The organism is Kitasatospora sp. MMS16-BH015, from assembly GCF_002943525.1.
Taxonomy (GTDB): Bacteria; Actinomycetota; Actinomycetes; order Streptomycetales; family Streptomycetaceae; genus Kitasatospora.
In genome coordinates this window covers 8,385,859-8,399,115 of sequence record NZ_CP025394.1, presented here as the reverse complement: position 1 = coordinate 8,399,115, position 13,257 = coordinate 8,385,859, and the positions used below count along the sequence as shown (strand labels likewise).

The 13,257-nt window shown below is 71.3% G+C and carries 8 protein-coding genes and 2 pseudogenes; 5 read left to right on the top strand and 5 right to left on the bottom strand.

Translation table 11 applies throughout. The features are described from left to right. Nucleotides 1-131: 131 nt before the first annotated feature. The 5 genes and pseudogenes from CFP65_RS36190 to CFP65_RS36170 all read left to right on the top strand — a co-directional run bounded on the left by CFP65_RS36190 (nucleotide 132) and on the right by CFP65_RS36170 (nucleotide 7,319). Nucleotides 132-2,366 carry an alpha-L-fucosidase gene (locus CFP65_RS36190; RefSeq protein ID WP_104820146.1) on the top strand — a complete coding sequence of 745 codons (2,235 nt, stop codon included), beginning with the start codon at nucleotides 132-134 and terminating at the stop codon, nucleotides 2,364-2,366. Between the two features lie 140 nt (nucleotides 2,367-2,506). Then, nucleotides 2,507-4,645 (top strand): alpha-galactosidase, encoded by a 2,139-nt coding sequence (locus CFP65_RS36185; RefSeq protein WP_104820145.1) that lies wholly within the window; start codon nucleotides 2,507-2,509, stop codon nucleotides 4,643-4,645. Between the two features lie 194 nt (nucleotides 4,646-4,839). Next, nucleotides 4,840-5,193 (top strand): annotated as a pseudogene (locus tag CFP65_RS36180) (ATP-binding cassette domain-containing protein); the annotation flags it as partial. Nucleotides 5,194-5,315: 122 nt separating this feature from the next. Beyond that, nucleotides 5,316-5,669 (top strand): hypothetical protein, encoded by a 354-nt coding sequence (locus CFP65_RS36175; RefSeq protein ID WP_158702551.1) that lies wholly within the window; start codon nucleotides 5,316-5,318, stop codon nucleotides 5,667-5,669. Between the two features lie 186 nt (nucleotides 5,670-5,855). Further along, nucleotides 5,856-7,319 (top strand): SulP family inorganic anion transporter, encoded by a 1,464-nt coding sequence (locus CFP65_RS36170; RefSeq protein WP_254552746.1) that lies wholly within the window; start codon nucleotides 5,856-5,858, stop codon nucleotides 7,317-7,319. A gap of 173 nt (nucleotides 7,320-7,492) precedes the next feature. On the opposite strand, the gene CFP65_RS39500 is transcribed toward CFP65_RS36170, so the two are convergent. From CFP65_RS39500 to CFP65_RS36150, 5 genes and pseudogenes are all read right to left on the bottom strand, one after another. Next, a complete protein-coding gene (locus CFP65_RS39500) occupies nucleotides 7,493-7,642 on the bottom strand; it encodes a hypothetical protein (protein ID WP_158702550.1) in 150 nt (49 codons plus the stop codon). 99 nt (nucleotides 7,643-7,741) lie between these two features. After that, the gene (locus CFP65_RS36165) at nucleotides 7,742-8,545 is read right to left on the bottom strand and encodes a Cof-type HAD-IIB family hydrolase (RefSeq protein WP_158702549.1); all 804 of its coding nucleotides are present in this window, start codon (nucleotides 8,543-8,545) and stop codon (nucleotides 7,742-7,744) included. A gap of 266 nt (nucleotides 8,546-8,811) precedes the next feature. Beyond that, nucleotides 8,812-9,750 (bottom strand): hydrolase, encoded by a 939-nt coding sequence (locus tag CFP65_RS36160; RefSeq protein ID WP_104820141.1) that lies wholly within the window; start codon nucleotides 9,748-9,750, stop codon nucleotides 8,812-8,814. Between the two features lie 166 nt (nucleotides 9,751-9,916). Next, nucleotides 9,917-10,057: pseudogene (locus CFP65_RS36155) on the bottom strand (AbfB domain-containing protein); the annotation flags it as partial. Nucleotides 10,058-10,124: 67 nt separating this feature from the next. Then, nucleotides 10,125-13,247 (bottom strand): RICIN domain-containing protein, encoded by a 3,123-nt coding sequence (locus tag CFP65_RS36150; RefSeq protein ID WP_104820140.1) that lies wholly within the window; start codon nucleotides 13,245-13,247, stop codon nucleotides 10,125-10,127. Between the last annotated feature and the right edge of the window lie 10 nt (nucleotides 13,248-13,257).

Sequence of the window (13,257 nt, the reverse complement as noted above, 5' to 3'; positions counted from 1 at the left end):
GCACACCGCAGACCGTGCAGAGCCGCGCTGCACGCGCTGCACGCGCTGCACGCCCTGCACGCCCTGCCTGCGCTGCGCGAGCTTCGGCGGCCGGCCCGGAACACCCCCACCCACCATCGAAGGATCCAGCCATGGCCATCAACAGACGTGTCTTCCTGTCGAGCGCCGCCGGCATCGTTGCCGCCGCGACGGCGAATCTGACGCTCGGTACGGCGAGGGCGATCGCTGCTCCCTCGTCCTACTCACCCACCTGGGCCTCGGTGGACCAGCACCCGCCGGCCCCGGAGTGGTTCCAGGACGCCAAGTTCGGGATCTACTTCCACTGGGGCGCCTTCAGCGTCCCGGCCTACGGCAGCGAGTGGTACCCGCGGAACATGTACATCGGCGGCAGCGACGTGAACAGCCATCACATCGCCACCTACGGGGACCCATCGGTCTGGCCCTACAACAACTTCCTCGGCGGGGCCAGGGACAAGGCCGGCAACTGGGTGCAGTTCGCGCCCAAGTTGGCCTCCCAGGGCGGGAGTTTCGACCCGGACGCCTGGGCCCAGCTCTTCGTGGACGCCGGCGCCCGGTTCGCCGGGCCGGTGGCCGAGCACCACGACGGCTTCTCGATGTGGAACAGCACGGTCAACGAGTGGAACTCGGTGCAGCGCGGGCCGAAGCTGAACCTCCTGCAGATCTTCCGCGACGCGATCCGGGGCAAGGGCCTGAAGCTGCTGGTGGCGATGCACCACGCCTACAACTTCAACGGCTACTACGACCACGTGCCGGCGCAGCCGACCGCGAGCCTGCAGAAGCTCTTCGGCCAGTTGGGCAGCACGGCGGAGAACCAGCTCTGGTACGACAAGCTCAAGGAGGTCGTCGACCTGGCCCAACCGGACATCCTCTGGGAGGACTTCGACCTCAACAAGGTCGACGAGACGCAGCGCCTGAACTTCCTGTCGTACTACTACAACCAGGCCCTGGGCTGGGGCAAGGAGGTCGTGGCCACCTACAAGGACGGCTACGACAACAAGGGCGAGGTCTTCGACTACGAGCGCGGCGGCCCGGGCGACCTCACCAGCCCCTACTGGCTGACCGACGACAGCATCTCCAGCAGCAGCTGGTGCTACACGCAGGGCATCGGCTACTACTCCACCCAGCAGATGCTGCACGCGCTGATCGACCGGATCAGCAAGAACGGCAACATGCTGCTCAACATCGCCCCGATGGCGGACGGGACGATCCCGCAGGGCCAGCAGGACGTCCTGCTGGGCATCGGCGACCACCTGAAGCGCTTCGGCGAGTCGCTGTACTCCACCCGGGCCTGGACGGTCTACGGGGAGGGGCCGACCAAGATGGGCGGCGGCTCCTTCACCACCCCAGTGGCGGGCACGAACAAGGACTTCCGGTTCACCCGCAGCAAGGACGGCACCGTCCTGTACGCCACCGTCCTCGGCTGGCCCGGGAGTTCCACGACCGTCGGCACCCTGGCGAGCGACCGCATCGACCTCGGCACCCTGAGCTCGGTCCAGTTGCTGAACCCGACCGCGGGCACGTACACCAGCCTGCCCGCCCCGACCCAGGCGGGCGACGGCCTGCACCTCACCCTGCCGTCCTCCTCGGCCCCGTTCAACGCCCTCGCCTACGTGCTGAAGTTCACCTTCTCCGGGCAGATCCCCGTCCTGCGGCCCGGGGGCACCGGTGTGGTCACCGCGTACGGCGACGTCTCCTACGCGGGCGCGGCAGCCGGCCTGGTGCTGGGCTCCTACACGGCCGCCCAGCTGCAGAGCGCGGGTCTGGCGGCGCGGAGCATCTCCTCCCTGCGGGTGCCGGCGGGCTACCAGCTGATCGGGTACTCCGGCGACAACTTCACCGGCACGGCGTGGACCTTCAGCGCGGACAACTCCGACCTGCGCGCCACCGGCAACAACGACGCCATCACCTCGCTGAAGGTGGCCTTCAATCCGGCCACGTACTTCCGGATCAGCAACGTCACCGACGGCCTGGCCCTGGACAGCGGCGGCAACGTCGCCTCGGGCAGCAACCTCAAGCAGTGGAGCTGGGACGGCAGTTCCAACCTCCAGTGGCAAGCGGTCGACCTCGGCAACGGCTACTACAAGCTGGTCAACCGCACCAACGGGATGGTCGCCGACGGCTGGGGCTCCACCGCGAACGGGGCACCGGCGCAGCAGGCCGCCTGGAACGGCGGCAACAACCAGCAGTGGCAGATCACCAACCGGGGCAGCGGCCTGTACAGCATCGCCAACCGCACCACGGGCCTGGTCCTGGACGGCGGCGGCCAGGTCGCCTCCGGCTCCGTCACCAAGCAGTGGGGGTGGAACGGCAGCGCCAACCTGCAGTGGTCCTTCATCGCCCAGTAGGCCGCCGGCCGGGCGGTTCATGACCCGCTGCCCGGGCTCCGCAGGACCGGCGGCAGGCCACCCGCCCGACGGGGCAGCCGCGCTCCACTTCCGTGGGGCGCGGCTGCCCGACTCCGTGACCCCCTGAACGAGTGGATCGAATGACTGAGCCGAACCTCGTCGTGCTGTCGGCCGGTGACACGGCCCTCGCCCTCGACACCACCGGGCCCGAACTGCCCCGGGTGCTGCACTGGGGCGTCGATCCCGGCCTCCGCGCCGGCGACGCCGCGCAGGTGCTCGACGCCATGGGCCGGACCCCGCGCCACCAGGCCGGAAGCCTGATGCCCGCCCAGGGCCGCGGCTGGGGCTGGTTCGGACGCCCAGTGCTGGCCGGGCACCGCGACGGCCGGGTCCGCCCCCTGCGCCTCGAGCTCGCCGCACCGGTCGCCGTACGGGCCGAGGACGGCCGGGGCGGCGCCGTCCACGTCCGGGCCCTGGACCCCGGCGCGGGGCTCGCGCTGGAGACCGAGCTGGAGCTGACGGCGCAGGCCGTGGTGCGCCTGCGCCACACCCTGATCAACACGGCGGCGGACGCCTACACCCTGGACGTACTGGCCTGCGTGCTCCCGCTGCCCGCCCACGCCGTGGAACTGCTGGACTTCGCGGGCCGCTGGGCCCGTGAGCGCTCCCCCCAGCGCGCTCCGCTGCGGCAGGGCGTGTGGTCGCGGGAGAGCCGGCGCGGCCGCACCGGCTTCGACGCCGGGCTGCTGCTCGCCGGCACCGAGGGTTTCGGCTTCCGCCAGGGCGAGGTCTGGGGCGTGCACACGGCCTGGAGCGGCAACCACGTCCAGTACGCGGAGCGGCTGGCCGACGGGACGGCGGTCCTCGGCGGCGGCGAACTGCTGGAGGCGGGTGAAGTCCGGCTGGCGGAGGGCGAGTCGTACCAGAGCCCGTGGGTGTACTTCGCGGCCTCGGGCACGGGGCTGGACGGGATCAGCCGGGGATTCCACGACCTGCTCCGCGCCCGGCCGCAGCACCCGGCCACCGCCAGGCCGGTCACCCTGAACATCTGGGAGGCCGTCTACTTCGACCACTCCCCCGAGCGGCTGCGCGCCCTCGCAGGGACCGCGGCGGAGGTCGGCGTCGAGCGGTTCGTGGTGGACGACGGCTGGTTCCGGCACCGCCGCCACGACCGGGCCGGCCTCGGCGACTGGTACGTGGACGAGACGGTGTGGCCCGACGGGCTCCGCCCGCTCGCCGACCACGTCCACGGGCTCGGCCTGCAGTTCGGCCTCTGGTTCGAGCCCGAGATGGTCAACCCCGACTCCGACCTCGCCCGCGCCCACCCCGACTGGCTCCTCGCCGACCCCGACCGTTTCCCGTTCGAGCAGCGCAGCCAGCACGTCCTGGACGTCGCGCACCCGGACGCCTATGCCTACCTGCTGGAGCGGATCGGCACCCTGGTCAAGGACGTGGGCATCGACTACGTCAAGTGGGATCACAACCGCGATCTCGCCGACGCCGTGCACGACGGCCGGCCCGGCGTGCACGCACAGACTACGGCGGTCTACCGGCTGCTGGACGAACTCCGCGCCCGCCATCCCGGTCTGGAGATCGAGTCCTGCTCCTCCGGCGGCGCCCGCGCCGACCTCGGCATCCTGGAGCGCACCGACCGGATCTGGGGGTCGGACAACATCGACCCCATCGAACGCCAGGCCGTCCAGCGCTGGACCGGCCTGCTCCTGCCGCTCGAACTGATCGGCGCCCACGTCGGCTCCGCCCCCGCCCACATCAGCCACCGCGACACCGTACTCGCCTTCCGCTGCGCCACCGCCCTGTTCGGGCACGCGGGTATCGAGTCGGACATCTCGGCCTGGTCGACGGAGGACCTGAGCGCGCTCACCGCCTGGGTCGGCGCCTACAAGCAGCTACGGCCGCTGCTCCACCAGGGGGACCTCGTCCGCGGCGACCACCCCGACCCCGCCGCCTGGGTGCACGGCGTCGTCTCCCGGGACCGCTCGCACGCCCTCTTCGCCTACGTCCAGCTGGCGACCTCCGTCACCGAGCGCGGCGCCCCCGTCCGCCTCCCCGGCCTGGGCCCCGAGACCCGCTACACCCTCCGGGTGCGCCCCGAGCTCTCCGCCCCCGACCACACCTGGCCCGCCTGGGCGAAGCGGGCGACCGCCCTCACCCTGACCGGCCGCTACCTCGCCCAAGTCGGCCTGGCCGCCCCGGATCTGGCCAACCGCCCCGGCCACGCCCTGGTGGTCGAAGTCCAGGCGCAGCACGACGGCGACTGAACGGCTGAGACCAGGTCGACAGCCGGAGAACCCACCGGCAGCCGCCGGGGCCCCGCCGTCTCAGTCGGCGTTGGGAGCGAGCGGGATCCGCAGGCTGACCCGGTACCCGCCTTCGGCGGTCGGGCCGGCCTCGAGGGTGCCGTGCGGGATCTCGGCGCGTTCGCACAGGACGGCCCGCTGCGCCGGGGCACCACGGCTCGGACACCCTGGTCGGCCACCGGGGGTCCAAGCTCTCGGGCGGCGAGCGCCAGCGCGTCGCCATCGCCCGCGTCCTGCTCCGCAAGCCCCGGCTGCTGCTCCTGGACGAGGCGACCTCGCAGTTGGACGCGGTCAACGAGCCGGCCGTGCGCGACCTCGTGGCGCAGGCGGCCCGGGAGACCACCGTCCTGGTGGTGGCCCACCGCCTGTCCACGGTGACCGGCGCCGACCGGATCGTGGTGATGGACGCCGGCCGCGTCCGGGCCGTCGGCACCCACGCGGAACTCCTCGAACGGGACGAGCTCTACGCCGAACCGGCCGCCACCCAGCTGCTGGCCCCGGCTCGCTGACGCGGCATCATCCACCAGTGATTCACGAAGAGTTCACCGGCCTTCGGAACTCGCCCCGGTCCACGGTCGTCATCTCCGACAGAAGTGCCAAGGGGTAGTCAAGAACAAGGAAGGACTCGGCAATGTCCTCGGTCAGGAGATTGGTCGGCGCCGTCGCCGTGGTCCTCCTGGCCGTGCTCGGCGTGCTGGTGCTGTCCCAGCCGGCGTCCGCGCTCCTCCGGGAGGACGCCGGCTCACGGGTCGTCACACAGGCGAAACTCGCCGAGGAGGCGCCGGCTCCCAAGAACGCACCCGGCCTCTGCTGGGCCCGGGCACGGATCGCCGAAGTCCCCGAGCGTCGGCCTGAGTTGACCGCCGTCCTCACCGACGAAGCACCCTCCCCCGGCCCCGCCGCCCGGCCGGCCCGTGCCCCCGAGGCGCCGTACTGGGCCCGCAGACAGCCCAGAGCGGCGGTCCTCCAGGTGTTCCGCTGCTGATCGGCACCCGACCGCGCCCGCGCCGGCCCCGTACAGCGCCACGTGCCGGACCAGTTGGCGAAGCTGCACACCCAGCCGCGCGGTGCACACCGGAGCGGTCCGCACCCACCGCCCCGGCACCGACGACCTCCTGCCGCTGTGACCACGCGGTCCATCCCTGCCGAACCTCCACGGATGAGGGCTCCCATGCGTTTTCCCACTCTCAAGTACGACCTCACCGCTTCACTCGTCGTGTTCCTCGTCGCCCTGCCGCTGTGCGTGGGCGTCGCCGTCGCCTCCGGCGTCCCCGCCGAACTCGGCCTGATCACCGGCATCGTCGGCGGCCTGGTCACCGGGCTGCTCCCCGGCAGCAGCCTCCAGGTCAGCGGCCCGGCGGCCGGCCTGACCGTCCTGGTCGCCGAGACGGTGCAGCGGTTCGGACTGCCCGCGCTCGGCCTGGTCGTGGCCGCGACCGGCCTGCTCCAACTGCTGCTCGGCGCCCTGCGCTGGGGCCGGTGGTTCCGCGCGATCTCCGTCGCCGTGGTCGAGGGCATGCTGGCCGGCATCGGCCTGGTCATCATCGCCGGCCAGCTCTACGCGATGGCGGGCAGGCCGGCCCCCGCCAGCGGCACCGGCAAGCTCCTCGGCCTGCCCGGCCTGCTGGCCCAGCTCGTCTCCTCACCCACCGCCCGCACCTCGTTCGTCATCGGCGCGGGCACCATCGCCGTGATCCTGCTCTGGCAGCGGCTGCCGGCCAAGGTGCGGGTGGTCCCGGGTGCGCTGGTGGCCGTGCTCCTCGCCACCGGCGCCGCCTGGCTGCTCGGCAGCCCGGTGAAGAAGGTCGAGGTCGAGGGCCTGCTGGACGCGATACAGCCGCCCGGCACCGGCCTGCTCGACCACCTCACCCCCGCCCTGATCGTCACGATCGTGGCCTTCACCCTCGTCGCCTCCGCCGAGAGCCTCTTCAGCGCGGCGGCCGTCGACCGGCTCCACGACGGGCCGCGCACCGACTACGACAAGGAGCTGATGGCCCAGGGGGCGGGCAACGCGCTCTGCGGCGCACTCGGCGCCCTGCCGCTCACCGCCGTCATCGTCCGCAGCGCGGCCAATGTGCAGGCCGGCGCCCGGACCAAGGCCTCCCGCGTGCTGCACGGCCTGTGGCTGCTGCTCTTCGCCGCCCTGCTGCCGGCGGCCCTGGCCGTCATCCCCGTCGCGGCCCTTGCCGGCGTGCTCGTCCACGCCGGGTTCAAGCTGCTGCCGTTCAAACAGCTCGGGCCGCTCTGGCGCGAGCACCGCTCGGAGGCCCTCGTCCTCACCGCCACGGCCGTCGCCATCGTCACGGTCAACATGTTCGAGGGAGTGCTGATCGGCCTGGGCCTGTCGATCCTCAAGACCGCCTGGGAGACCTCCCGGCTGCACGTGGAGACGGAGGAGCGGACCGACCGCCTCGTCCGCGTCCGGCTGACGGGCACCGCCACCTTCCTCCGGCTGCCCAAGCTCCTGGACACCCTGGAGGCGCTGCCCGCCGACCGCGTGGTCGAGCTGGACCTGACCGGCATCCGGCACCTCGACCACGCCTGCCAGAGCGCCCTGACCACCTGGGCCGAGCGCCACAACGCCCACGCCCCCGAGGCGGTGCGGCTGATCCCCGCCCCGGCCGGCCCGGCCTGACGGAGGTTCGGCGCAGCGGGCCTCGGCGCTCCCGGCTCTCAGCGGAGCCGGGAGCGCCGAGGCGCCGGTACTTCGCGTTGGCCCGGTACAGCGACTCGATCTGCCACCAGCGGGAGAAGAAGCCGAGCACCGAACGCCCCAGCCGCAGCACCGGGCCCGCGCCGGTGGTCGCCTCAGATCGCGGCGGGCGCCGGGGCCAGCCGGGCCCTGGCGGCCAGCAGGAGCAACGCGCCCAGGGTGACGCCGAGGGCACCGCAGGCCGCCGCGGTGCGCAGCGTGCCCCCCGCGTGGCGCAGCGTCAGAGCGATGCCGAGGGCCGCCATCGCCCCGGGCAGCCGCCCGACCAGCGAGCTGGTGAGCAGTCTGGCGACGTGGGACCGGCCGAGGAGGGCGAGGTAGGGCAGGGATCTCCTTACGGTGGGTCAGCTCACCGCGGTGAAGCGGTGGATCAGCGCGGCGACACCGTCGTCGTCGTTGCTCGGCAGGACGAGCTGGGCGGCCTCCCGCACCAGCGGGTGGGCGTTGGCCACGGCGGCGCCGAGTCCCGCCGCGCGCAGCATCGGCAGGTCGTTGGGCATGTCGCCCACCGCGGCGGTCCGGGCGACGGGCACGGCCAGGTGCCCGACGAGCCACTGCATGGCCTGGCCCTTGTCCACGCCCCGGGCGGAGAGCTCGACGAAGCGGCCGGTGGAGCGGGTGACCTCCAGCCGGTCGCCGGCCAGTTCGGCCATGGTCCGCTGCAGCGCCTCGGCCGTCAGCCCGGCGTGCACCGCCACCAGCTTGACCACCGGGTCGTCGGCGCGGATCGCCGTCCGGGCCGAGCGCACCGGCTCGTGCAGCCAGCCGTACGGGACGAGGTCGGCGAACTCCTTCTCCAGGTAGAGGCCGCCGTTCGACTCGACCCCCATGACCAGGCCGGGGATCGCGCCCTGCAGCTCCGTGACCACCGAGACGCACTCCACCGGGTCGAAGCCCTGGTGCAGCAGCACCGCGCCGGTCTCGGCGTCGACGACCACGGCACCGTTGCTGCACACCAGCGGGCCGGTCAGGCCGTATCTGCGGGTGAGCGGCAGGGCGTCGCGCACCGGTCGGCCGGTGACGCACACGACGGCCAACCCCGCACCGCGCGCCGTCTCGACGGCCTCGATGCTCCCGGGGCTCAGCTCGCCCCGGGAGTCGAGCAGCGTGCCGTCCAGATCCGTACAGATGAGCTGCACCTGGTTCACGTACTCCCCCTCCCTATGCCCGGCCGCACCGGCCGAACGGTCAGCCGACGTGGTGGCGGAGCGGGTTCGTCCGGTGATCCGGTGCACCAGGCCGGCCAGGCCGGCCACCATTGCCGCCCCACAGCCAAGCCGGCACTCGCCTCGTATGTTCGCACAAACCATCGAGGCGACCGTCGGACCGACAGGTGTGCACCGGCCCACCGTGCTTGGCCTCTCCGCCCCGGCGGCGCCGGAGCGGAGAGGCCGGGGCGGTCGGGCGCGGACGGTCAGACGGCCTTGGCGAGCCAGGCGGTGGCGTTCAACGCGAGGGCGGCGTCGGTGCCGGCCGGGTCGTTCCAGCCGTTGTAGAGGGTGTTGCCGGACTGCCCCGTGCCGTCGTCGGCCGGCGAGCTGTCGCCCCAGACCGCCACCCGGCCGCTGCCGAAGGCGGAGGTCACGAAGAAGGCACCGGTGCTTCCGCTGTAGCCGGTGCGGTAGACCAGTCCCTTGACGGCCGGATTGTCGGCGGGCTTGAGGGTGAAGGTGGTGCCGTTGCGCAGGATGCTGCCGGTGACCTTGCCGAAGGCGCCGTTGAGCACCGGGTTGCTGCTGTCGGAGATCGCGCGGGGGTTGTCGGTGGTGATGTTCTTCAGGTCCACCGAGAAGCCGAACGGGTCGGTGTTGTTGACGCCGTTGCTGGTCAGCAGGTCGTTGATGATCGCCGGGGAGTCCCAGCCGTCGTTGTTGCGGTCGCTCTGGGTGTGGTCCGAGATCAGGAACAGGCCGCCGCCGTTCTGGACGAACTTCATGATCGCGGTCTTCTCGGCAGCACTGAATCTGATGTTCGGCTCGGGGATCACGAAGGTGTCGAAGTTCGCGAGGTCCAGCGTGCCGCCGGTGCCGTAGCTGATGGTCGAGCCCGACGGGAGCGTCTTCAGGCTGTACTGCCCGGTCTTCTGGAGGGCGACGCCCCAGGCGGAGATCCCGCCCGTCCAGCTCTTCTCGGTGGTGGGGTTGGCGTTCTCGGCCAGCGGGTCGGGCTGGCTGGTGGAGATGATCCAGTCGGCGTTGCCGGCCGTCTCCCCCTTGCTGTTGTCGAACAGGATCCGGTGGGGCGTGGCCGCCGCAGCGGGGGCGGCCGGGCCCGCGAGCCCGGTCACGGTGGCCGCGAGCAGGGCCGAGGCGGCGAGAGCAGCGCTGCTGCGCATGTTACGTACGGCGATCATCTACCGTTCCTCACAGTGGAGTTGGGGGTGAACGGGCGGCGGTATCCGCGCGTAGACCCGAGTATCCGCGCGTAGATGAGACGGCGAAAGCCAACGCCGGTAACAAGGATGTGTCCGGCACGTGACGCCCTCCTGGCGTCGCATGACGCCAGGAGGATGCACGGCCTCAGTACCAGAACGAGAACGCGGCGTCCGCCCTGCCGGTCGCGGTGGAGATCGGGTGGATGCGCAGCCCGTGGTCGCAGTGCCGGATGCAGCGGTCCGGGTGGTTGTGCGAGCGGAACGACGACCAGGACGGATCGGCGAGCCCGGCGGACCGGAAGGAGGTGCCGGTGCCGCTGCCGGAGCCCCCGCGTCGTCGGTCGCGGACGGGGTCAGTCCACGTTGACCACCCTCCACAGCTGGCTGTCGGTGCTGGTGTCCGCCGTCTGGACGAGCTGCGCGCCCGCCGAGGTCGAGGCTCCGGACACGTCGAGCAGCTTGCCGCTGTTCACGTTCTTGATCTTGTAGTAGCCGTTTCCGGTGGCGACCAGTGCCCAGTGCTGGTCCGCGCCGCCGCCGGCGGTCGCCTGGACGACGGCCGCGCCGTCCGCCGTGGAAGCACCGCTGACGTCCAGGGCCAGGGCGCTGTTGCGGCTGACGACCTGGTAACTGCCGTCACCCACCGGGACGAAGCGCCAGTTCTGGTTCCCGGCTCCGGAGTCGTTCCACTGGATGACGCCGGCTCCGGCGGACAACGATCCGCCGGACACGTCGACCGCCTTGGCGCTGCTCTTGTTCAGCATCTTGTAGTTGGCGTTCGTCGCGGGGAACGAGATGGCGGCGAACGCGTCCACCGCGCAGACGGCGGCGGAGGCCGCGGTGTTCTTCGTCCCGGTGCACACCACCCTGATCGTGTGCGGGCCCGCGGCCAGGTCCGTCTTCTCGAACAGCGGCACCTGCTTGGTCACCGTCGGGGCGTAGGCGTCGAGGCCCGCCCGGGTCAGGGTGCCGTCGAGGTAGACGTCCACCTTGCCCATGTTCGGCTGCGTCATGCCGAGGTACCGCACGCCCGAGCCGGTGAACGAGAACTCGGCGTAGTTGCCCGCGGTGCCCGTGTACTTCTCGGACCCGTTCATGTCCTTCGCGTCGTTCCAGTTCGACCAGGTCCCGGAGTAGGTCACCCCCGCGGCCTTGTCGTCGACGTGGTTCCAGCGCTGCCGCACGAGCGCGTTCGACGCGGCGGACGCGTTCCCCTGGGCGTCCACGACGTAGAGGTGGTAGTCACCCGCCGCCTTCGGGACGCCGATGCTCGTCGAAGTACCGCTCGCGCTGGTCATGGTGGGACCGGCGGCGAACGTCGTCGTACCGGCGGGAGCCAGCCAGAGCGTCTTGGCCGCGTCCTTGGGGCTGCGCACAGGCACGGTCAGCACGCCCGTGCCGGCGAACGTGCTCGCGGGCAGCGCGTAGTCCTGCGCAGCCGCGGCGGCGGCGGGCAGAAGTCCCCTGTAGGCGTCCTCCAGCCCCGCGTTGAGAGCGATGGAGTACGCCTGCGAGGGCCACACGTTGTCCCCGTAGCCCTTCACGTCCGTGACGGTACTGTTCGGGATGCTCCGGCCGGCGATCTTGTCGACGGTGCCGTAGTTGTTGGTGAGGGTCAGGTCGTGCTGCCGGCCCCAGGTACCGGAGTTGATGGCGAAGTACACGCCCGGGTCGACGTCGAGCACGTTGTCGTGCTCGTTGATGAAGGCGGAGCCCTCGTCGGGGTGCAGGCCGTACCGGTGGCCGGCCGGGACGCCCTTGATGTAGTTGTCGCTGACCTCCGTTCCCGGCTGGCTGCCCAGCGTGTAGATGGGCGCGGAGTCGCCGAGCACCTGCATCGTGTCGAAGATCTCGTTGTACTTGACGGTGTTGTTCCGCGCCGTGGTGGTCGGGTTCCCGGGGTTGACGGAGTTGGTCGAACCGTCGAAGTTCCACCACCCCCAGCCGAGCGTGATGCCCGCCCACGGGGACTTCTCGATCCGGTTGTGCTGCACGGAGAGGGAGTCGACGAAGTACGCCGACACGGCGCTGGAGCCCTGGAACAGCACTGCGCTGTCGTGGAGGTAGTTGTCCGTGACGGTGACATTCTTGCAGAGGCCCTCGACGTTCACCGGGTACTTCTCGTTGTTCGTCGAGGTCTGGTCACCGATGTACACGTGCTGGGGGTGTCCCACGGTGACGGCGGACCCGGCGATGTCGTTCGTGACGTTGCCGGTCAACTGGGTGTCCGTCACGTCGTTGGCCAGGGTGATCCCGTCGGCGCCGGTGTGCTGCACCGTGTTGCCCTGCAGGACGATCCCGTCGGCGTTCTCGATCTGGACGGCCGCGGGCGGCAGGTCGACGTTGCGGTAGGTGTACGCGTGGAAGTTCTTCCTGGCGTACACGTTGGTGCCGGCGTTGCCCTGCTGGCCCTGCCGGAAGACGGAGCCCGCGACCTCGACCAGGTTCCAGTCGGAGTGCTCGATCGTGAGCCCGGAGAACGTGATGTTCCGCGCGTGGTCGGTGGTGGACGTGCCGGCCACGTGGATGAGGGTGGCGAGGTTGTTCGGCGCGAAGACCTGCGCCGTCGTCATGTCCTCGGAGCCGGACTTGTCGTAGTACAGCGTGTGGGTGCTCTTGTCGAAGTAGAACTCGCCCGGCTGGTCAAGGAATTCGAACGCGTTCATGATCGTCTGACTGCCACTGCCGGCGACGAAGCCAGCGTACGGCGATCCCTGGGCCATGGCCGCGCCGGGCTCCTGGAACAGGGCCACCCGGCTGGCGCCGTCCGAGCTCGTGGTGATCTGGCGGACTCCGACGATGGCCGTGTTCCAGGTACTCGTCGACTTGATCTCGACGTCGTCCTGGTTGGCGGCGACGGCGGGCAGGTCGGAGAGGCCGTACTTGGCCCCGTCGCACTGCGAGCCCGAGTCCCAGGCCCAGGGGGCCTGGCCCGCCGTGACAGTGTAAGTGCCGTAGCAATCGGCCGAGTTGACCGTCTTCGACGCCATCTGAGCGCGCCTGTCGTTGACGTAGAGCGCGCGGAGCTTGTCATCGCGGTTGAGGGTGGCCTGCCAGATGTTCCCGCTGTGCTGCGTCCAGCCGGTCACCTGAACCCCCGCCTCCAGGGCGGGCTTCTCACCCGGGTAGGCGGCGTAGACGACCCGGTGCCCGTTCGTGCCGGAGTCGGCCGAGGTGAAGTCGATCGTGCTGCTCACCGGGTAAGTGCCGCCCCGGAGCAGGACGTTGATGTCCCCGGTCATGGAGCCGTCGACCGTGCGGACGACGTCCCGGGCGTGCTGGAGGGTCTTGAACGGCGCCGTGATCGTGCCGGGGTTGGCGTCGTCACCACCGGGCGCGACGTAGTACGTCGCCTGGGTCGCGGTCGAGGCCGCCACAGCCGGGGGCGGTGCTGCCAGAGCGGTCAGCAGCGTGGCGGAGAGGGCCGCCGCGAGCGCCACCGACGCCTTGCGGACCACGGGGATGAGAGGTCTCATCACTGTCCGT